The sequence below is a fragment of the Salmonella sp. SAL00672 genome, from assembly GCF_046552175.1.
GTDB classification, from domain to species: domain Bacteria; phylum Pseudomonadota; class Gammaproteobacteria; order Enterobacterales; family Enterobacteriaceae; genus Salmonella; species Salmonella enterica.
Map to the genome: position 1 here is coordinate 697495 of NZ_JBGDUQ010000001.1, position 21184 is coordinate 718678.

General features: G+C 51.4%; 22 protein-coding genes and 1 riboswitch. Of the genes, 9 read left to right on the top strand and 13 right to left on the bottom strand.

All coding sequences use genetic code 11. The features are described 5' to 3' along the window. The first annotated feature begins 69 nt into the window (after positions 1–69). A complete protein-coding gene (gene sdaA, locus ACLJTG_RS03565; RefSeq protein WP_000624277.1) occupies positions 70–1434 on the top strand; it encodes an L-serine ammonia-lyase in 1365 nt (454 codons plus the stop codon). 137 nt (positions 1435–1571) lie between these two features. After that, positions 1572–3173 carry an EAL domain-containing protein gene (locus ACLJTG_RS03570; protein WP_001192519.1) on the top strand — a complete coding sequence of 534 codons (1602 nt, stop codon included), beginning with the start codon at positions 1572–1574 and terminating at the stop codon, positions 3171–3173. A 21-nt stretch (positions 3174–3194) separates the two neighbouring features. On the opposite strand, the gene yoaE is transcribed toward ACLJTG_RS03570, so the two are convergent. Together yoaE and ACLJTG_RS03580 are read right to left on the bottom strand one after the other, a co-directional pair. Continuing rightward, positions 3195–4754, bottom strand: a complete 1560-nt coding sequence (gene yoaE, locus ACLJTG_RS03575; RefSeq protein WP_000421820.1) for a CNNM family cation transport protein YoaE — start codon at positions 4752–4754, stop codon at positions 3195–3197. Beyond that, complete coding sequence (locus ACLJTG_RS03580; protein ID WP_392451743.1) at positions 4742–5074, bottom strand: protein YoaL; 333 nt, start codon at positions 5072–5074, stop codon at positions 4742–4744. Before ACLJTG_RS03580 ends, yoaE begins: the two co-directional genes overlap by 13 nt. 152 nt (positions 5075–5226) lie before the next feature. Between ACLJTG_RS03580 and manX the strand changes: the two genes are divergently transcribed. The 5 genes from manX to mntP all read left to right on the top strand — a co-directional run bounded on the left by manX (position 5227) and on the right by mntP (position 9404). Next, entirely contained in the window at positions 5227–6195 is a 969-nt protein-coding gene (gene manX, locus ACLJTG_RS03585) for a PTS mannose transporter subunit IIAB (RefSeq protein WP_000150521.1), read from the top strand. A 52-nt stretch (positions 6196–6247) separates the two neighbouring features. Then, a complete protein-coding gene (manY, locus tag ACLJTG_RS03590; RefSeq protein WP_000406918.1) occupies positions 6248–7048 on the top strand; it encodes a PTS mannose transporter subunit IIC in 801 nt (266 codons plus the stop codon). A gap of 12 nt (positions 7049–7060) precedes the next feature. Next, positions 7061–7912, top strand: coding sequence for a PTS mannose transporter subunit IID (locus tag ACLJTG_RS03595; RefSeq protein WP_001518647.1), 852 nt, complete (start codon positions 7061–7063; stop codon positions 7910–7912). 57 nt (positions 7913–7969) lie between these two features. Further along, positions 7970–8428 carry a DUF986 family protein gene (locus tag ACLJTG_RS03600; protein ID WP_000156280.1) on the top strand — a complete coding sequence of 153 codons (459 nt, stop codon included), beginning with the start codon at positions 7970–7972 and terminating at the stop codon, positions 8426–8428. Positions 8429–8624: 196 nt separating this feature from the next. After that, a riboswitch (yybP-ykoY riboswitch) is annotated at positions 8625–8726 on the top strand. Between the two features lie 111 nt (positions 8727–8837). Beyond that, positions 8838–9404, top strand: a complete 567-nt coding sequence (mntP, locus tag ACLJTG_RS03605; protein WP_001518359.1) for a manganese efflux pump MntP — start codon at positions 8838–8840, stop codon at positions 9402–9404. Here mntP and rlmA read toward each other — a convergent pair. The 6 genes from rlmA to mgrB all read right to left on the bottom strand — a co-directional run bounded on the left by rlmA (position 9401) and on the right by mgrB (position 13756). Further along, positions 9401–10210, bottom strand: a complete 810-nt coding sequence (rlmA, locus tag ACLJTG_RS03610; RefSeq protein ID WP_000010920.1) for a 23S rRNA (guanine(745)-N(1))-methyltransferase — start codon at positions 10208–10210, stop codon at positions 9401–9403. The two genes, mntP and rlmA, sit on opposite strands and share 4 nt — an antisense overlap. Before the next feature lie 65 nt (positions 10211–10275). Further along, the gene (ftsI, locus tag ACLJTG_RS03615) at positions 10276–12021 is read right to left on the bottom strand and encodes a peptidoglycan glycosyltransferase FtsI (RefSeq protein WP_000730322.1); all 1746 of its coding nucleotides are present in this window, start codon (positions 12019–12021) and stop codon (positions 10276–10278) included. Between the two features lie 219 nt (positions 12022–12240). Further along, positions 12241–12450, bottom strand: a complete 210-nt coding sequence (gene cspE / locus ACLJTG_RS03620) for a transcription antiterminator/RNA stability regulator CspE (RefSeq protein ID WP_001062678.1) — start codon at positions 12448–12450, stop codon at positions 12241–12243. A gap of 12 nt (positions 12451–12462) precedes the next feature. Next, a complete protein-coding gene (locus ACLJTG_RS03625) occupies positions 12463–12606 on the bottom strand; it encodes a DUF2627 domain-containing protein (RefSeq protein ID WP_001537930.1) in 144 nt (47 codons plus the stop codon). Positions 12607–13254: 648 nt separating this feature from the next. Continuing rightward, positions 13255–13542, bottom strand: coding sequence for a YebO family protein (locus ACLJTG_RS03630; RefSeq protein ID WP_001000660.1), 288 nt, complete (start codon positions 13540–13542; stop codon positions 13255–13257). A 70-nt stretch (positions 13543–13612) separates the two neighbouring features. Further along, on the bottom strand, positions 13613–13756 hold the full coding sequence (mgrB, locus tag ACLJTG_RS03635; RefSeq protein WP_000714547.1) for a PhoP/PhoQ regulator MgrB: 144 nt from the start codon (positions 13754–13756) through the stop codon (positions 13613–13615). A gap of 157 nt (positions 13757–13913) precedes the next feature. Between mgrB and yobH the strand changes: the two genes are divergently transcribed. Next, on the top strand, positions 13914–14153 hold the full coding sequence (gene yobH / locus ACLJTG_RS03640) for an invasion protein YobH (RefSeq protein WP_001236777.1): 240 nt from the start codon (positions 13914–13916) through the stop codon (positions 14151–14153). Positions 14154–14364: 211 nt separating this feature from the next. Here the strand turns inward: yobH and kdgR are convergent, their stop codons facing one another. Then, positions 14365–15156 (bottom strand): DNA-binding transcriptional regulator KdgR, encoded by a 792-nt coding sequence (kdgR, locus tag ACLJTG_RS03645; protein ID WP_001262195.1) that lies wholly within the window; start codon positions 15154–15156, stop codon positions 14365–14367. 175 nt (positions 15157–15331) lie between these two features. Between kdgR and ACLJTG_RS03650 the strand changes: the two genes are divergently transcribed. Continuing rightward, positions 15332–16705 (top strand): MFS transporter, encoded by a 1374-nt coding sequence (locus ACLJTG_RS03650; protein WP_000416128.1) that lies wholly within the window; start codon positions 15332–15334, stop codon positions 16703–16705. Positions 16706–16752: 47 nt separating this feature from the next. Here the strand turns inward: ACLJTG_RS03650 and htpX are convergent, their stop codons facing one another. From htpX to ACLJTG_RS03670, 4 genes are all read right to left on the bottom strand, one after another. After that, complete coding sequence (gene htpX / locus ACLJTG_RS03655) at positions 16753–17634, bottom strand: protease HtpX (protein ID WP_000984498.1); 882 nt, start codon at positions 17632–17634, stop codon at positions 16753–16755. A gap of 193 nt (positions 17635–17827) precedes the next feature. Continuing rightward, a complete protein-coding gene (gene prc / locus ACLJTG_RS03660) occupies positions 17828–19876 on the bottom strand; it encodes a carboxy terminal-processing peptidase (protein ID WP_410958891.1) in 2049 nt (682 codons plus the stop codon). 19 nt (positions 19877–19895) lie between these two features. Then, entirely contained in the window at positions 19896–20582 is a 687-nt protein-coding gene (gene proQ, locus ACLJTG_RS03665) for an RNA chaperone ProQ (RefSeq protein ID WP_079951499.1), read from the bottom strand. 97 nt (positions 20583–20679) lie between these two features. After that, positions 20680–21177 (bottom strand): GAF domain-containing protein, encoded by a 498-nt coding sequence (locus ACLJTG_RS03670; protein WP_001518229.1) that lies wholly within the window; start codon positions 21175–21177, stop codon positions 20680–20682. Between the last annotated feature and the right edge of the window lie 7 nt (positions 21178–21184).

Consider the following 21184-nt stretch of genomic DNA (forward strand, 5'->3'; position numbering starts at 1 on the left):
CCCTCTTACACTATGCGCAGTTATAACATCGTAACCGGAAGCCCCGGTTGCCCTGTCAGGAGTATTATCGTGATTAGCCTATTCGACATGTTTAAGGTAGGGATTGGTCCCTCCTCTTCCCACACTGTTGGCCCGATGAAGGCCGGTAAACAGTTCGTCGATGACCTGGTCGAAAAAGGATTACTGGATAACGTTACCCGCGTCGCTGTCGATGTCTACGGCTCGCTGTCGCTGACGGGGAAAGGTCACCATACCGATATCGCCATTATTATGGGTCTGGCGGGTAATGAACCCGCTACCGTGGATATTGATAGTATCCCCGGTTTTATTCGCGACGTCGAAACGCGCGAGCGTCTGTTACTGGCCCAGGGACGTCACGAAGTCGACTTCCCGAAAGATGACGGAATGCGTTTTCACAACGGCAATTTGCCGCTGCATGAAAACGGGATGCAGATCCACGCCTGGCATGACGACACGGTCATTTATAGCAAGACGTACTATTCCATCGGCGGCGGCTTTATCGTTGATGAAGAGCATTTCGGCCAGGAAGCGACGAATGAGGTTACTGTACCTTATCCGTTTAAATCGGCGAAAGAAATGCTGGAGTATTGCAACAGTACCGGCCTTTCACTCTCCGGCATGGTGATGCAAAACGAACTGGCGCTGCATAGCAAGAAAGAGATTGAAGAGTATTTCGGTCACGTCTGGCAGACCATGCAGGCCTGTATTGATCGTGGTATGAATACCGAAGGCGTGCTGCCGGGGCCGCTGCGCGTACCGCGTCGCGCCTCTGCGCTGCGTCGTATGCTGGTTTCCAGCGATAAGCTTTCCAGCGATCCGATGAACGTCATTGACTGGGTGAACATGTTTGCTCTGGCGGTGAACGAAGAGAACGCCGCAGGTGGTCGCGTCGTGACGGCGCCAACCAACGGCGCGTGCGGCATCGTGCCTGCGGTACTGGCTTACTACGACCATTTTATTGAGTCTGTCAGCCCGGATATTTACACCCGCTACTTCCTGGCGGCAGGCGCTATTGGCGCGCTGTATAAGATGAACGCGTCTATTTCCGGCGCGGAAGTCGGCTGTCAGGGCGAAGTCGGGGTCGCCTGTTCGATGGCGGCGGCAGGCCTTGCTGAACTGTTGGGCGCCAGCCCGGAACAGGTTTGCGTTGCCGCTGAAATCGGCATGGAGCATAACCTGGGGCTGACCTGCGACCCGGTTGCCGGTCAGGTGCAGGTGCCGTGTATCGAGCGTAACGCCATTGCTTCGGTTAAAGCGATTAACGCTGCGCGTATGGCCATGCGTCGAACCAGCGCGCCGCGCGTCTCGTTGGATAAAGTCATCGAAACGATGTACGAGACCGGAAAAGACATGAACGCCAAATACCGTGAAACGTCGCGCGGCGGGCTGGCTATTAAAGTCCAGTGTGATTAAACGCCGTTTCCCCTCCCTTCGCCCATCTGCTACGGATGGGCGAAATTTTTATCTCTTCCTCGTCGACTCCACGTTTCCCCACTACACTTGCTGTGTCGCGGTTGGCTTTTGTCGCCAACGCTTATTGGGCGGCCCGCATGCAAACAGCACAACGGATCATCAATCATTATCGCCGTAATCGTTTCATTGTTTGCACGATTTGTGCACTGGTCACGCTCATTCTTACGCTGAGCATCCGATTTATTTCGGAGCGGAACTTAAATCACCATCGCACGGTTGCATTCGCGAATCATGCCGTTGATGCGCTGGATAATGTGCTGCATCCTCTCCTGGTCGGACGAAACATACTGCTACCCTTACTTGAGCTTCCGTGCGCGACCGCGCATTTGCCGTTGCGTAAGCAAGCCGCCCGCCTGCAAACCATTCGTTCTATCGGGCTGGTAAAAGAGGGAATTCTCTACTGCTCAAGCATTTTTGGCGCCCGTAACACTCCCATACGCCAGCTTCAGCCCGATCTTCCCGCAGCTGGCGATCTGCTGCTACTTTCCACGGACCAATCGTTACTCAAGGGAAGCCCGATCCTCATTCAGTGGTATCCCGCCTCTGCCGATGGCCAGGATGGCGTGATGGAAATTGTGAATATTGACTTGCTGGCGACTATGCTACTTGAGCCTCAGCAGCCGCAAATTACCAGCGCCAGCCTGACGGTCGGCAAACGGCACCTGTTATATGGTCGGGGCGTGGTCGATACTCTTCCGGAATTAAAAAAAGATGAAGAGCGTTACCAGCTTTCATCGCGGCATTTCCCTTTTACTATCAGCGTCAGCGGGCCGTCGGCAGGCGTACTGGCGTTCAAACATCTCCCGACGCAGTTACCGCTGGCCGTATTGCTTAGCCTGTTGATCGGTTATATCGCCTGGCTGGCAACCGCCAGCAGAATGAGCTTTTCCTGGGAAATTAATCTGGCCCTTGCCGAACGGGAGTTTGAGCTATTTTGTCAGCCGTTGCTTAATGCCCGCACGCAGCAATGTACCGGCGTTGAGATCCTGTTACGCTGGAACAACCCGCGCCAGGGCTGGATCTCACCGGATGTTTTTATTCCTATCGCCGAGGAACATAACCTGATAGCGCCGCTGACCCGCTATGTGATTGCGGAAACCATTCGGCAGCGGCACTACTTCCCCATCAACCATCAGTTTCATATCGGCATCAATGTAGCGGCAAGCCATTTCCGACACGGCGTGCTTCTCAAGGATCTTAATCAGTACTGGTTTAGTGCGGAACCTGTTCAGCAACTGGTGCTGGAGCTCACGGAACGCGACGCGTTGCTTGACGTTGATTACCGCCTGATGCGCGAGCTGCATCGTAAAGGCGTGAAGTTAGCCATCGATGATTTTGGCACAGGAAACAGCTCGCTCTCCTGGCTGGAAAAACTGCGTCCGGATATTTTGAAAATCGATAAATCCTTCACCGCCGCCATCGGTACCGATGCGGTCAATTCAACGGTGACCGATATTATTATCGCGCTGGGGCAAAGACTGAATATTGAACTGGTGGCGGAAGGGGTCGAAAACCAGACGCAGGCACAGCATTTGCGCCAGCATGGCGTGCAAATGTTACAGGGCTATCTCTATGCGAAGCCGATGCCCATTAGCGAATTTCCACAGTGGCTGGCGGGCAGCGCGCCGCCGCCCGCCCGGCATAACGGACAGATTATGTCCGCGATGCCGCATCTATAGACTTGATTCCTGCGTGTGACGTTATTCCTCTTCGTCGTGGGCAGGCTGTTCTTTAACAATTCGAACCAGATCGACACGGTAATCGTTGGCCTCGACAATGGTGATCCGCAGGGGCGGAACATCAATGACATCGCCTACACGAGGAATATGGCCATTAGCGGCGATCACTAACCCCGCGACCGTCGCAATATCGCCCTCTTCGTTCACCAGATGGTCAACTTCCAGCGCCTGCTGTAGCGCATGAAGATCGGTGCCGCCCTTCACTATCCAGCCCTCGGCATCGGCAACGATTTCCGGCGTTTCATCGGCATCCGGGAACTCACCGGCAATCGCTTCCAGCACATCCAGCGGCGTAACCAGCCCCTGCACCACGCCGAACTCGTTAGTGACGATAACGAAACTGCCGCGCGCGCGGCGCAAAACGCCTAACAGATTGATAGGATCAAGCGTTTCCGGCACCACTATCGCCGGGGAAGACGCGGCGATAGCCGCAACATCCGCGCCCTCTTCCAGCGCCACCAGCAACTCTTTCGCCCGCACGATACCGATAATTTCATCCAGCTCGCCCCGACATACCGGGAACAGGCTATGCGGAGAAGAGAGTAACTGCTGACGGATTTCAGCTACGCTGAGATTCGCATCCACCCAACTAATTTCGCCTCGCGGCGTCATAATGCCGCGCAGGGAGCGCGACGCCAGAGTCAGTACGCCGTTAATCATGTAGCGTTCTTCTTCGGCGAAGGCGCCTTCCGACACCGATATCGCGGCCGGGCTATCCGTCTCATGTTGCGTACTCGTCTGGCGTTTACCGCCCATCAGACGCAGGATAGCGTCCGCAGTACGCGCGCGCAGCGGCAACGTGGACTGATGACGAATAAAGTTGCGGCGCGCAATCTGGTTAAACACCTCGATAACGATCGAGAAACCAATTGCCGCGTACAGGTAGCCTTTCGGAATATGGAAACCAAACCCTTCCGCCACCAGGCTCAAGCCGATCATCAGCAGGAAACTCAGACAGAGCACCACCACCGTCGGATGCTGGTTGACAAAACGGGTCAGCGGTTTTGACGCCAGTAGCATCACCGCCATCGCAATCACCACCGCCGCCATCATAACCGGCAGATGGTTTACCATACCTACCGCCGTAATCACGGCGTCCAGCGAGAAGACCGCATCCAGGATGACAATCTGCGTGACTACCACCCAGAAACTCGCATAGCCTTTACCGTGTCCGGTGTCATGCTCGCGGTTTTCTAGACGTTCATGCAGCTCGGTGGTCGCTTTAAACAGCAGGAATATACCGCCCAGCAGCATAATTAAATCGCGGCCGGAGAAGGTAAAATCCCAGACGGTAAAGAGCGGCTTTGTTAAGGTCACCAGCCACGAAATAATGGACAGCAGCGCCAGACGCATAATCAGCGCCAGCGAGAGCCCGATAAGACGCGCTTTGTCACGCTGCTTTGGCGGCAATTTATCGGCGAGGATCGCGATAAAGACCAGGTTATCGATACCCAGAACAATTTCCAGGACGACGAGCGTGAGTAAACCCACCCAAATTGAGGGATCCATTAATAATTCCATGACAAGCTCCTGCTTAAGGAATGACTAAACGGCGCCCACAACATCTCAAAGGATGCAGGCGGTAACGCAATAAACAAACTAAGGCTATGGCAAGATATGCCAGATTGACAGGCGCAAAACGGCCAAAGAGTGAAATGACGTCGGTGACGATCCATACAACGGGCTGCTGCCCTATACCCCATTCTAATTAAACGGAAGCTAAACATAACAGAGACAACTGGTTTTTGGCAAAGATTTACCTTCCTTTGCAAAGAGATGTAACCGGGATATTTTACACTTCGAAATTTCTCATTATCGAAAACAAAATTACGGATCTCCATCACACAAAATATTTTTTTCGATATCTAAAATAATTCACGAAAATCATGCGTTTTTCGTTGTAACCCTCATCTGAATCGATTCGCTTGCGGACGGCGATTCAAAAAATACATCTGTCAAGTTGATGTGTTGACAATAATAAAGGAGGTAGCAAGTGACCATTGCTATTGTTATAGGCACACATGGTTGGGCTGCAGAGCAGTTACTTAAAACAGCCGAAATGCTGTTAGGCGAGCAGGAAAACGTCGGCTGGATCGATTTCGTTCCAGGCGAAAATGCCGAAACGCTGATCGAAAAGTACAACGCTCAGTTGGCTAAACTCGATACCAGTAAAGGCGTGCTATTTCTCGTTGATACATGGGGAGGCAGTCCGTTTAATGCTGCCAGCCGCATTGTCGTCGATAAAGAGCGCTATGAAGTTATTGCCGGCGTCAACATCCCGATGCTGGTCGAAACGTTTATGGCTCGTGACGACGATCCGAGCTTTGACGAGCTGGTCGCACTGGCGGTAGAAACCGGTCGTGAAGGCGTAAAAGCGCTGAAAGCGAAACCGGTAGAAAAAGCCGCGCCAGCGCCAGTCGCCGCCGCGCCAAAAGCGGCCGCACCGGCAAAACCGATGGGCCCGAATGATTATATGGTTATCGGACTTGCCCGTATTGATGACCGCCTCATTCACGGTCAGGTCGCTACCCGCTGGACCAAAGAGACCAATGTCAGCCGTATTATTGTTGTGAGCGATGAAGTCGCGGCGGATACCGTACGTAAAACGCTGCTGACGCAAGTTGCGCCGCCGGGCGTTACGGCGCATGTGGTTGACGTCGCGAAAATGATTCGCGTCTACAATAACCCGAAATACGCCGGTGAACGCGTGATGCTTCTGTTTACCAATCCTACCGACGTCGAGCGCATCGTTGAGGGCGGCGTGAAAGTCACTTCCGTGAACATTGGCGGTATGGCCTATCGTCAAGGTAAAACGCAGGTGAACAACGCCGTTTCCGTCGATGAAAAGGATATCGAAGCCTTTAAAAAGCTCAACGAGCGCGGCATCGAGCTTGAGGTGCGTAAAGTTTCCACCGATCCGAAACTAAAAATGATGGATTTAATTGCCAAAGTGGCGAAATAACCGCCGGCATTTAATTAGCTTTCACACTTAAGATAGCAATAGGAGAAGTACAATGGAGATTACCACTCTTCAGATTGTGCTGGTGTTCATCGTCGCATGTATCGCGGGTATGGAGTCGGTACTTGATGAATTTCAGTTCCACCGTCCGCTGATCGCCTGTACCTTAATCGGCGCCGTTCTGGGGGACATGAAAACCGGTATTATCATCGGCGGTACTCTGGAAATGATCGCTCTGGGCTGGATGAACATCGGTGCTGCCGTTGCGCCTGATGCCGCACTGGCGTCCATCATCTCTACCGTTCTGGTCATCGCCGGGCATCAAAGCATTGGCGCCGGTATCGCGCTGGCGATTCCGCTGGCGGCGGCAGGCCAGGTACTGACCATTATCGTTCGTACCATCACCGTGGCATTCCAGCACGCGGCGGACAAGGCGGCTGAAAACGGCAACCTGACGGCGCTCTCCTGGCTGCACGTTTCTTCTCTGTTCCTGCAGGCAATGCGTATCGCCATCCCGGCGGTTATCGTTGCCATCTCCGTAGGCACCAGCGAAGTACAGGGAATGCTGAATGCGATTCCTGAAGTCGTCACAGGCGGTCTGAACATCGCCGGCGGCATGATCGTCGTGGTTGGTTATGCGATGGTTATCAACATGATGCGCGCAGGCTACCTGATGCCGTTCTTCTACCTCGGTTTCGTCACCGCGGCTTTCACAAACTTCAACCTGGTCGCACTGGGTGTCATCGGCGCAGTGATGGCTATTCTTTACATCCAGCTGAGCCCGAAATACAACCGTGTAGCGGGCGCGCCTGCAGCGGCTGCTGGCAATAACGATCTCGACAACGAACTGGACTAACAGGTGAGCGAAATGGTTGATATGACTAAAACTACCACCGAGAAAAAACTCACTCCGAGCGATATTCGCGGCGTATTTCTTCGTTCTAACCTGTTCCAGGGGTCATGGAACTTCGAACGTATGCAAGCGCTGGGCTTCTGCTTCTCTATGGTGCCGGCGATTCGTCGCCTGTATCCGGAGAATAATGACGCGCGTAAACAGGCGATTAAGCGTCACCTGGAGTTCTTTAACACCCATCCTTACGTTGCGGCGCCGGTACTGGGCGTAACGCTGGCAATGGAAGAAAAGCGTGCGAATGGCGCAGAGATTGACGATGGCGCCATCAACGGTATCAAAGTCGGTCTGATGGGACCGCTGGCAGGCGTCGGCGACCCTATCTTCTGGGGTACCGTCCGTCCGGTATTCGCGGCGCTGGGCGCAGGTATTGCAATGAGCGGCAGCCTGCTTGGTCCGCTGCTGTTTTTCATCCTGTTTAACCTGGTGCGTCTGGCGACCCGTTATTATGGCGTGGCTTATGGCTACCGCAAAGGCGTCGATATCGTTAAAGATATGGGCGGCGGCTTCCTGCAAAAACTGACTGAGGGAGCGTCAATCCTCGGCCTGTTTGTCATGGGGGCATTGGTTAACAAGTGGACGCATGTGAATATCCCGCTGGTGGTTTCCACCATCACCGGTCAGGATGGTCAGACACGCGTTACCACCGTGCAAACCATTCTCGACCAGCTGATGCCGGGTCTGGTTCCGCTACTGTTGACCTTTGCCTGTATGTGGCTGCTGCGTAAGAAAGTTAACCCGCTGTGGATTATCGTGGGCTTCTTCGTCATTGGTATCGCCGGCTACTCCGTAGGACTGCTGGGCCAGTAAGGCTGTTGTACACTACCGGGGCCAAACGGCCCCGTTTTTTATTTCTCTGGAGGATAAATGACTATCACGGACCTGGTGCTGATTCTCTTTATTGCCGCATTATTGGCTTACGCTCTCTACGATCAGTTCATCATGCCCCGTCGCAATGGCCCCACTCTGCTTTCTATAGCCCTGCTCCGCCGCGGTCGCGTAGACAGCGTTATCTTCGTTGGGCTGGTCGCCATCCTTATTTATAACAACGTAACCAGCCACGGAGCGCAGATGACCACATGGTTATTAAGCGCGCTGGCGTTAATGGGGTTTTATATATTCTGGATCCGCACGCCACGGATCATCTTTAAACAACGTGGCTTTTTCTTCGCCAATGTCTGGATAGAATATAACCGTATTAAAGAGATGAATTTATCGGAAGACGGCGTACTGGTGATGCAATTAGAACAACGACGCTTGCTTATCCGTGTACGCAATATCGACGATCTGGAAAAAATATATAAACTTCTTATTGAAAATCAATAATCTAAGATATAGCCTCAACTATGTTTTTCGAATTTTATTTCGAATCATAATATAGCTAAGGCTATATTTTCTATTGACCAATTGTTATTTAATTTAACGTTTTATTGATGAATAAATCTAAATGAAAATCGTTTTCAATTAGAAGGCAAATAATATTTTATCGCTGTTGTTTTATATTCTAAAAATATGTTAATGTTGCGCCGTCAATTGGGGAGTAGCCGATTTCCAGACTCCGGAAATGTACGCGTCAACATACTCGTTGCAAAACGTGGCGCGTACGGACCAGCCGCCGCTGGTCAGGCGAGACCATAGGCGCATCAACTGCTGTGTATTTCGTCACAGAATGGCGACATGCATGTTTGCTGGGGGCAGTGATGTGTTTAATGGATACCCCGGTCAGGACGCTGTCATGCACTTTACTGCTACTGTTCTTCTCGCTTTCGGCATGTCGATGGATGCTTTCGCGGCATCAATTGGCAAAGGCGCCACCCTACATAAACCCAAATTCTCAGAAGCGTTGCGTACCGGCCTTATCTTTGGCGCGGTTGAAACGCTGACCCCGTTAATCGGCTGGGGGCTGGGGATATTGGCGAGTAAATTCGTTCTGGAATGGAACCACTGGATAGCCTTTGTTCTGCTGATCTTTCTGGGCGGACGCATGATCATCGAAGGTATCCGCGGCGGTAGTGATGAAGATGAAACACCGTTACGTCGCCACAGCTTTTGGCTATTAGTCACGACGGCTATCGCGACCAGCCTTGATGCGATGGCGGTTGGCGTCGGTCTGGCGTTTTTGCAGGTAAACATCATCGCTACCGCATTAGCTATCGGTTGCGCCACGCTTATCATGTCCACCCTCGGAATGATGATCGGTCGCTTTATCGGCCCAATGCTGGGTAAGCGTGCTGAAATTCTCGGCGGGGTCGTACTGATAGGAATTGGCGTCCAGATCCTCTGGACGCATTTTCACGGTTAACGGTTACGCTGCCAGAGATGAAGGTTGAAATCCGTCTGGCAGCTAAGTCCGGCGCTGGCGGCCAGTTGTTCCCACACGTCTGGCCTGGCGCGCCAGGCAAATGGCGTCATTTGCAACAGTGCTACAGCCGCTTCGGCGGTGAGCTGCATGTGATAAGCAAGGCGGGTACTCTGCAGCAATGTGAATCCGTCGAGCTGCTCGGTATACGGCGCATGTAAACGCACCTCATCATAAATGAGCCCTTTTAGTTCCATCAGATGATGAGGTCCCGGCGTGGCGGTAACGACCCAACCACCAGGTTTCACCACACGCGCCAATTCCTGCGCCTTACACGGGGCGTAGATTCTGATCACCGCATCCATTGACGCATCGGCAAAGGGCAGTCGATGGCTTGACGCCACACAAAACTTCACCTGCGAATAGCGCTTCGCCGCCGCTTTGATCGCCGTTTTAGCAACGTCCAGTCCAAACGTGGTGACTCCCGGCAACGCCTCGGCAAAAGCATGAGTGTAATACCCCTCGCCGCAGCCGATATCCAGAATCGCCGTGGCCGACTGATCCAGCCGCTCGCGCAACAGGTTAATCACGGCATCGCGCAGCGGCTGATAATGGCCCGCATCAAGAAACGCTCTCCTCGCCTGCATCATTTCGGCGCTGTCGCCCGGATCGCGCGAACGTTTATGCTGTACCGGCAGCAGATTGATGTAGCCCTCTTTCGCCACATCAAACTGATGGCGCTGTGGACATATAACGCTGTTATTAATCTGCGTAAGCGGCTGATGGCAAAGCGGACAGGTAAACGACATGACAACTCCGGACTGGGGCGCTAAAGGGCGCAAGTGTAACGCGAATTGCGCCCCGGGAAAATCCTTTACGAGCCCGGAACCGCAACGTGGCTGCCATGCATCACCAGAAGGTGATCTGAATCGGCTGGCATACCGTCTGGCTCAACATTTTCCAGCCGCAGCACATCGCCCATGATCTGGCTGAATACGGGCGCAGATACCGCGCCGCCATAATAAGCCCCGTTTTGCGGATTATTAATCACCACCACCAGCGCAAATCTGGGGTTACTTGCCGGCGCGACGCCTGCGGTATATGCCACATACTTATCGACGTATTTACCATCATCGCCAATTTTTTTCGCCGTCCCGGTTTTGACCGCAATACGGTAGTCTCTTACTGCGGCTTTTGTTCCGCCGCCGCCAGGCAACGCGACGCTCTCCATCATATGTTCCACCTCGTGCACCAGTTCTTCCGGCATTACCCGCGTGCCGATCACGGGCGGATCAACTTTGGTGATCGATAACGGACGGTAGATACCAAAGCTGCCAATCGTGGCATAAACATGCGCCAGTTGCAGCGGCGTCACCATTAATCCATAGCCAAAAGCGAAGGTAGCGCGATCTAAATCACTCCAGTAACGGCGTTTCGGTAATAACCCGCTGCTCTCTCCGGTGAGACCCAGTCCGGTAGGCACGCCGAAACCAAAGCTTTTATAAGTATCCATTAATTTCTGCACCGGCATCGCCAGAGAAAGGTGAGAAACGCCGGTATCGCTGGATTTTTGCAAAATGCCGGTTAATGTCAGTTCCGGATAGTAACCGACGTCGCGGATACGGTGTCCATCGAGAGTAAAAGGATGGGTATCGATAACGCTGTCCGGCTGCACGATGCCCTGCTGTAACGCAGTCATAATGACCAATGGCTTCACAGTAGAACCGGGTTCGAAGGTGTCGCTAATCGCGCGGTTACGAAAATCGTCCAACTGCGCGCCTTCACGGTTGTTCGGGTTGAAATCCGGGTAGCTCGCCATCGAGAGAATTTCACCCGTTGGGATGTTAATCAATACGGCAGCGCCGGATTCCGCTTTGTTCCAGATGACGGCGTTATCCAGCGCATCTTCGGTAACCGTTTGCAGACGTTCATCAATGCTAAGCTGAAGTTCATGAGCAGGAACCGGATTCACTTCCGTAATGTTCTCAATAACGTGACCAAATTTATCTTTACGCACCAATCGGGAGCCCGGTTTTCCCGTCAGTTGCGCGTTAAAGCTCTTTTCAATACCTTCTATTCCCTGCCCGTCGATATTGGTAAAGCCGATCAAATTGGCCGCTACGTGTCCGGCAGGGTAAAAACGGCGCGACTCTTCCCGCAGGTTAATACCCGGTAGATTTAATTTATCTATCCATTCGGCTTGCTGGGGTGAAACCTGGCGCGCAAGGTAGATAAAACGGCCTGCCGGGTTACTGTTTACCCGTTCCGCAAGCGTACTGAGCGACAGATGTAAGGCGCTGGCCAGCGCCTGCCAGCGCTCATTGTAGCCAACGCCGCCTTTGCTTATGATAGTCTTCGGATCGGCCCAGACAGCATTAACCGGAACGCTCACCGCTAAGGGCCGCCCTTCTCTGTCGGTGATCATGCCGCGTGGAGAGGCCGTGGTCACTTCACGAAGCGAGCGCATATCTTCTTGTTTCACCAGTTTCGACGGCGTAACAATTTGCAGCCACGCCACCCGCCCTAACAACAATGCCATGCTGAGCAGAATGGCAGTGCAAAGTAGTGCAAAACGTATGGGCGTAAAATTACGGGTATCGCCGTCGCTTTTCTTTTTCACCTGATCTCCAGCAGAATCATTTTTCAGGTGATTGATTTAACGGGAAACGGACGGAAAAACCAGAAAAAACAATGCTAATAACCTCGCGCCTTTGCAACAAATCGCTAACGAGAGCGCATCCAGACACATTTTGAAGGATATTGAATTAAAAAGCCCCGCTTTTAGCGAGGCTTTATATCTGAGGCTGACGCGACAAACGCATCAAATCAGTGGTGTCGATCAGATAGCTGTTACGTTAACAGCAGCCGGACCTTTCTGGCCGTCCTGAATTTCGAACTCAACGTTCTGGCCTTCAGCCAGAGTTTTGAAACCATTGCCCTGGATAGCGGAGAAGTGTACGAACACATCTTTGCTACCGTCAGCCGGAGTAATGAAGCCAAAACCTTTGGATTCGTTGAACCACTTAACTTGACCTTTAATCTTTGCCATTTGCAAAATTCCTTAGAGTGTTTTCTTTGCCCGTAGGCATAACATAGATAAAACTGAGACATTACTGCTTGAGGCACTAATATAAGGTTCGGCAGAGAAGCGGTATTCAACGTCAACGTGTTTACTCAGGACTTCTTTACTGAAAATGCCACACATAAACAGAACTGTACCTCGTTTAACCCAAAGCCTGTTATCACATACAACGTTAATTATGGCAAGCCATTTTTAAACGTGTCTCGATCCGTCGCACAAATTACGAGAACCTTCACAAATTGACAGCACGTTTATGCAACAAAATTGCGAAAGATATATCCTCACGCGCTGACGGACTCCTGACAACGTCACTGCTGAAAAGCCATTTTTCTACCATAGCTCAATAACTTCGCTTCTTCCAGTGCATCAAATCACATTTAAAAGCTGTATTTTTCATATCACTTTTTATGCTGAGTTATGCATAAATTGTCACAATGATAAAAAACACCTTTTAATCAAAATAATAGAAAAGAAAAGCGATTTTCGACACCGCTTTTTGTGATGTTCTGCGTCTTTACAGAATGCCTTAAAATAATGAACAAACAATGACAATCCATAAAGAGAGAGAAACGTTTCGCTTTTAATAGAGAATGAGCGGTATCACAAAAATGCCATATGTCCATTTGTTATACATATAAAACTATGTTGCATATAAAGCCATATATTATGTAAGGTGTTGATGCTGTAGTATCAGTTGCAAACGGCAACGCGGAGAGATCCGACGGGGAAATGGGGCGTATGGCACTGGCGCCATTTGCGCCCCGGTAAGCATTATCGTTCTGCAACCAGACGAATGATGTCCTCATCCTCTTTTGGTTCGCTTGCCGCTGTTGCGGGTTCCGCTTCTTTTTCTGGTTCGTTTGCTTCGCAAAGGCGGCGTAACAACGCGTTTTGCCGCTTCTGTTGATCCAATAACGCTTCGAGCAATTCTATCTGCTCGTTGGCACGGGAACTTGCCCGGTTGACAAAGAACCAGAGCGCCAGCCCCACCACCAGAACCACCATTGATACTATTAAAGATGCAAGAGAAAACGCACCAGAGTTTAAAACGTCGTTCATTTCACCACCTCAATGTAGAGACGTCATTCTACCACTGCTACACGGGAAGGAAATCTCTGGTGTAAAACGTTTACCAGGGAATAAATTTATTGATGGCGCAAATACCGCTGAAAAATTGTACATCCTGATCGCACATGATATTAAACACCTGCGCCCACAGCAACAGGCATACTACCACCACGATGCCGAGAACGACCCATCGAAATTTTTTCACTCCACTCTCCGATCTTACATCTTATGTCGCTAAATTATCATGAGTTACTTAAACCAGGAGTAACTGTAGCGGCATTATATGTTTTTAGGAATGATTCACTTGTTTCAATCAATGTACACGCTACTCTTATTCTAACTAAAAAAGAAAAGAGGTAGTAATGCGTTTGATCATTCGCGCAATTGTATTGTTTGCCCTGGTGTGGATAGGCCTGCTGATGAGCGGCTATGGCATCCTGGTGGGAAGTAAAGTGAACGCTGCGGGGCTGGGTTTACAGTGCCATTACCTGACCGCACGCGGCACCAGCACGGCGCAATATCTCCATACCAACAGCGGCATTATTGGCTTTTCCGACTGTCCCATTTTCAGAAAAATCGCCACCGTGGTGGATAATGGCTAAGCGGCAATAAATAATTTCACAGTGAAACTATCACCAATAATTCTCCTATATTGGCTGTTGTTCATAAGTACTGTTAAATAATATTTTAATAACCGTTAAATAAGCCGACAGATATTATCTACTTTTACGATTTCATCCCACCCGATGTTATAAAAAAAGCAGCTACATTTTTCGCAGCTGCTTTTTTTTAACGTCATGCTAATAACGTTGCTTAGAAGGGATAATCGTTGTAACCCATTTGTTCAGAAATTTTACGCGCGGCGGCGTGTAACATAGCCACATATTCCTGTAGGCGTTCTTCTGAAAAACGCAGCGTCGGGAACGAAATGCTTAACCCTGCGATGACTACGCCAAAACGGTCAAATACCGGTACGCCGATACAACGTAACCCTTCTTCCTGTTCTTCGTTATCTTCACCGTAGCCTTGCGCACGCACTTCATCCAACAGCGGCAGCAACGCTTCAGTGCTGGTAATCGTACGTCCAGTGCTTTGCTTATACTCTACGCCGTCGAGAATCTGCTTAACCTCATCACGGTCGCGCCAGGCCAGAAGCACTTTACCGATGGCCGTACTGTACAGCGGATTACGACGCCCAATACGTGAGTACATCCGCAGATTGTACATAGAGTCAATTTTATGGATATAGACAATGCTGTCTTCATCCAGCGCGCCAAGATGGATAGTTTCTTTTGTCAGACGAGACAGTTCGCGCATCTGAATGTCCGCACTGCGGATGAGATCAACATTTTGCAAAGCTCGCGCGCCCAGCTCAAACAGCTTTAGCGTCAGAGAGTATTTTTCAGACTCCCCCTCCTGAGCCACGTAGCCCAGCGTTTTCATGGTTTGCAAAAAGCGATAAACGGTGCTTTTCGACATCATGACGCGCTGCGATAGCTCGGTAATCCCTATTTCACGCTCTTCACCCAGCGCCTGCAGAATGCCGAAAACTTTCAGCACAGAAGATACAGAATCAGGCTGCTTATCCAGATCTGCGTTTGCCATTTATCACCTCATTACGAGCGTTTTATAAAATTCAGAACGAGTTTTTATTATAATTTCACGCCAGGTCGCCCGCAATCCATCTTTGCTTACTTCGTTACAAATCTGCGACATAACAACTCAGTATTAATGCTAACATTATTATTCAGCTCATAATTCCCCTTATTACAAAATACTTATGGAAAAAACACGGGCCGATGGCCTGCCCCTCCCGCAGAGATACGGCGCTATCCTGACGATTATTATCGGTATTTCGATGGCGGTTCTGGATGGCGCAATCGCTAATGTCGCGCTGCCAACCATTGCGACTGATTTACATGCCTCCCCTGCCAGCTCTATCTGGATTGTCAATGCGTACCAAATCGCCATTGTCGTCTCACTGCTTTCCCTGTCTTTTTTAGGCGACATGTTTGGTTATCACCGAATCTATAAATGTGGTTTAGTGGTATTTCTGCTTTCATCATTGTTTTGCGCGCTTTCAGACTCGCTGCAGATGCTGACGCTGGCACGCATCGCGCAGGGATTTGGCGGCGCGGCGCTAATGAGCGTAAACACGGCGCTGATTCGTCTTATCTACCCCCAGCGTCATCTGGGACGAGGCATGGGAATTAACTCTTTTATCGTCGCCGTCTCTTCCGCCGCGGGTCCGACGATCGCCGCGGCGATTTTATCCATCTCATCATGGAAATGGCTGTTTCTGATTAATGTCCCGTTAGGTATCATCGCGTTAATTCTGGCCATCCGCTTTTTACCAGCAAACATCGCCCATGACACTAAGCCGCGCTTTGACTTACCGAGCGCGGTAATGAATGCGCTCACATTTGGCCTGCTGATTACCGCATTGAGCGGCTTTGCCCAGGGACAGTCGCTAACGTTGATTGGCGCAGAGCTGCTCGTTCTGGTCGTGGTCGGGTTTTTCTTCGTGCGCCGCCAGCTTTCTTTGCCCGTCCCTTTGTTACCCATCGACTTGTTACGCATTCCGCTTTTTTCACTCTCGATCGGCACGTCAATTTGCTCGTTCTGCGCGCAAATGTTAGCCATGGTCTCGCTACCTTTTTATCTGCAAACCGTGCTGGGCCGTAGCGAAGTAGAAACCGGCCTGTTATTGACGCCCTGGCCACTGGCAACGATGGTAATGGCGCCGCTGGCGGGATACCTGATAGAACGTCTTCATGCCGGTTTGCTGGGGGCGCTGGGAATGGTGATAATGGCAGCCGGGTTGTTTGCGCTGGTCATGTTGCCAGCCTCCCCCTCCGATCTGAATATTATCTGGCCGATGATCCTTTGTGGCGCAGGGTTTGGCCTGTTCCAGTCACCGAATAATCACACCATTATCACTTCCGCGCCGCGTGAGCGCAGCGGTGGCGCCAGCGGGATGCTGGGCACGGCGCGACTGTTAGGCCAAAGTACTGGCGCCGCGCTGGTAGCGCTGATGTTGAACCAGTTTGGCGATAGCGGTACGCATCTTTCTCTGCTCGCAGCGGCGATCCTGGCGACTCTCGCGGCGGTAGTGAGCGGTTTACGCATTACGCAACCACGCGTTCAGGCGTAAAAAAAGCGCGTCATTCGACGCGCTTTTCATACTTGCCAGTGGGCTTATTATTTCAGGTACTCACCGCTACGCAGCGCTTCAATGCGTTTATCCAGCGGTGGGTGCGTCATAAACAGCTCGCTTAACGATTTCGATTTACCGTTAATACAAAACGCCATCATGCTGGTCGCTTCTTGCGGCTCGTAGCTGGTTTTCAGGCGCTGCAACGCGGCAATCATTTTTTCACGGCCAACCAGCTTCGCCGATCCCGCATCGGCATGAAACTCACGGTAACGGGAGAACCACATGGTGATGATGCTCGCCAGAATACCGAAGACCAGTTCCAGCACCGTCGCAACGGCGAAATAGATTAGCGGATTACCGTTACTTCCTTCGCCTTCATCGCGGTTGCCGCCCAGAAAACCAGCAGCAATTTGCGCGATAATGCGCGAAATAAAGATAACGAAGGTGTTAACCACCCCCTGAATCAACGTCATCGTCACCATATCGCCATTGGCAATATGGCTGATTTCATGCGCAATGACGGCTTCCGCTTCGTCAGGGCTCATGTTTTGCAACAAACCGGTGCTCACAGCGACCAATGAGGCGTCACGGCGTGCGCCCGTCGCAAACGCGTTAATGTCCGGCGCATGGTAGATAGCAACCTGCGGCATGGCGATACCGGCCTGGCGCGCTTGCGTTGCTACGGTGTTCATCAACCAGCGTTCTCTTTCATTGCGAGGCTGTTCAATAACTTCCCCTCCTACGGATTTTAACGCCATCCATTTGGACATCAGCAATGAAATAAAAGAACCGCCAAAACCAAACAGCAGCGCCATGATCAGCAAGCCTTGCACGCTGCTCGACTGTATCCCTGTCAGGCTCAGAACCAGCCCGAAAACGACCATCACGGCCAGGTTCGTCAGCAGGAAGAGCGCGATTCGCATCATAATTTTCTTTTAACCTCAATTTAACAAAGCGCACTATGCGATTACCCACATCGTATGGGTCTTATGGCTATTTTCAAGCATCACCAGGCGGTAAGTCACGAGAAAAACACAACTTTACATTTTGTAGCATTATCCTGACGACTTCTGCGCTTGTTAAAAAAAAACAGGCACAATTTTTTGTGCCTGTTTAGCGTTACTTATTGGCTGCCGCCTGCTCCGCTGGTTTTTCTTTTTCAAGATGCGCCAGGTCCAGAGCAATCTTCACCGTTTCATCAAGGTACGGGTCCGGCTCCTGGTAATCCTTTGGCAGATCGTCCAGTTTCTTCAGCAACGGTTTACCCTCACGTTTAAACCGATCGTTAATACGCGCCAGACGCAGAGCGTCTTCTTCATTGTTCTCTTTCTCACGCTGCGCATAATTCAGAGAGACGATGTTGCGCTTATCCTTCATGGCATTGAAACGTGCAATATCCTTCATGATGTACTGAAACTCAGGATCTTTGGCGATACGCGCGTTGTGTTCTTTCAATAATTCCGGGCCAAACGGGGCCAAATCGTCCGATTTCACGTATTTCGCCGCATCAATGCTATCCCACGGCAAGGCGTTATCTTCAAATTTTTCTCCGGTTTCCGTCTCTTCATTGCCAGTCGGCATGATGATATCCGGCGTGACCCCTTTACGCTGCGTACTACCGCCGTTGACACGGTAAAACTTCTGAATGGTGTACTGCACCGAACCCAGCGCAGGCCATTCCGGGCGAAGCATCTGATCGTAAATTCGGTTTAGCGAACGATATTGCTGTACCGTCCCTTTACCGAAGGTCGGCTCACCGACAATCAGCGCGCGACCATAATCCTGCATCGCGGCAGCAAAGATTTCCGATGCCGAGGCACTGAAACGATCGACCAGCACCACCAGCGGGCCTTTGTAGTAGACCACGCCGTCGGTGTCGCTATCCTCACGCACTTTGCCGTTATTGTCGCGCACCTGAACTATCGGACCAGAAGGGATAAACAGACCGGAAAGCGAAACGGCTTCCGTCAGCGCCCCACCGCCGTTTGAACGCAGATCGATAACGATGCTGTTAACGTTCTGTTTTTCCAGCTTCTGAAGCTGAACTTTGACATCATCGGTCAAGCCAACATAGAAGCCTGGAATATCCAGTACACCAACTTTTTCCTTGCCGACGGTTTTCACCGACATTTTAACCGCGCGATCTTCAAGACGAATCCGTTCACGCGTCAGCGTGATAATACGCGTTTTCGTCCCTTTGCCAGCCGGCAGTATTTCCAGTCGAACCTTACTGCCTTTCGGCCCTTTGATCAGCGCCACCACATCGTCAAGACGCCAGCCAATAACGTCGACCATCGGTTTTCCGGCCTGCCCTACGCCGACGATACGATCGCCGACGCTAATCAACTTGCTCTTCGCTGCCGGGCCGCCGGCAACCAATGAGTTAATGACAGTATAATCGTCATCCATTTGCAGCACCGCGCCGATACCTTCCAGAGACAGGCTCATTTCGGTATTAAACTGCTCGGTATTGCGGGGAGAAAGATAATTCGTATGTGGGTCGATTTCACGCGCAAAAGCGGTCATCGCCAGCGAGAACACATCTTCACTGTTGGTCTGCGCCAGGCGACGAATAGCGAATTTGTAGCGACGCGTCAGCGTTTCGCGAATTTCTTTGTCGCTCTTGCCGGTGAGTTTCAGACTGAGCTCATCGAATTTCACTTTACCATCCCACAGCGCATTTAGCTCAGCCTCATCTTTCGGCCAGGGCGCTTTACTGCGGTCCAGGTTAAACGTATCGTTTCCGGTGAAATCCATTGGCCGTTCCAGCACTTTTAGCGCGTACTGGTAACGTTCAAACCGGCGCTTTTGCGCCAGGTTATAAAGATCGTAAAAAACATCCAGCTTACCCGTGCGCAGCTCATCGCCCAACACGGTTTTCTTTTTCGCAAACTGCTCAACATCGCTCGCCAACAAAACGTTGTGGCTATAGTCGAGAAGATTCAGATAGCGATCAAAAATCTTTGCCGAAAATGCCTCATCCAGATCGAACTGGCGATAGTGGGAGCGGGTAAAACGCGACGTTACGCGCTCGCTCACCGTCGCATGTTGCGTCTCTTCCTTTAGTACGGGAATTTGATCGGCACGCGTAATATCTTCCACGGCGAAGGACTGGCCTGCTAATGCAAGCAGGCCAGCTAACGCGGTAAGCCTAAAAAAAGTGTTCATGCCAGGCCTGGCCTCCGTTTCAGAACACCAGGTGTTCTGCGCGTACAATCAAAGACATACCCGAATTCAGCTGTACACGGACACCATCTTTGGTGATTTCTAATACGGTGGCATCCATCGCATTATTACCCGCTTTCACCTTGAGGGACTGCCCTACGGTCAATACTGAAATATCAGAAACCGGCGTGTGCTTCTCTTCGCGAGGCGCACGCGGCGCTTTCGTCGTCGGTTTATCAGCGCGAGGTTTACGTTCAGCGCCTTCTTTACGACGCGCTACCGGGCGAGGTTTACGCTCGCGTCGCGTCGCGTCTTCTTTTTCGCCAGCCGCCGCGGCAGCTTCGCGTTTTTTCGCTTGCTGCTCTGCGCGCTGCGCCTGAACACGGGCTTTGGCTTCTTCAAGCTGCTTACGCGCATGTTCGACATGCTGTTCTTCCAGCTCGCCGCACGGATTGCCATCAAGGTCGACGCGCGTTGCGCCCGGCTTAACGCCGTACAGGTAACGCCAGCTTGAAGTATAAAGACGTAAAGCGGAACGAAGTTGCGTTTTGCTGAGGTTCATTTCGCCCCCAACTCGCTCTACCAGATCCTGAAAAATACCAATTTTCAGCGGGCGAGCTTCGCCTTCCGCACTAAAACAGTGAGGAAAACGCTCGGCCAGAAACGCGATAACTTCTTTACTGCTATTCAACTTAGGTTGATTTTCCATGAAATTTCCTGATTACAACGGACGTAGCCAACAAGCAGCAGGCATGAACAGGCGTCATTATAATGACGCCATCAGTAATTGCTACGTTATCCGTTGATTATCCTGCGACGCTCGCAAAGAATTTTTTGTAATCCGTCGTTGCAAGCACGGTTTCAAGCTGTGCGACCAGCGTACGCAGGCCATGTTCATCTTCTTCGGTAAAACGGCCAAACGCCGTGCTATCTATATCCAGCACGCCGATAATCCGTTCGCCAACCGTGACAGGCAGCACAATTTCGGCGTTGCTGGCGGCATCACAGGCAATATGGCCGTCAAACGCATGAACATCATCAATACGTTGAACCTTATTCTGCGCTACCGCTGCGCCGCACACGCCGCGACCAACCGGAATCCGCACACAGGCGATTCGCCCCTGAAACGGCCCCAACACCAGCGTATCGCCTTCGAGGAGATAAAACCCTGCCCAGTTCACCTCGGTAAGACGTTCGAACAGTAGCGCGCTGGTATTCGCCAGCGTGGCCAGAAAGCTGGTTTCACCTGCCATTAACGACTGAAAATCGCGGTTTAACGCCGCGTATAGTTCTGTTTTGCTCATTATATAA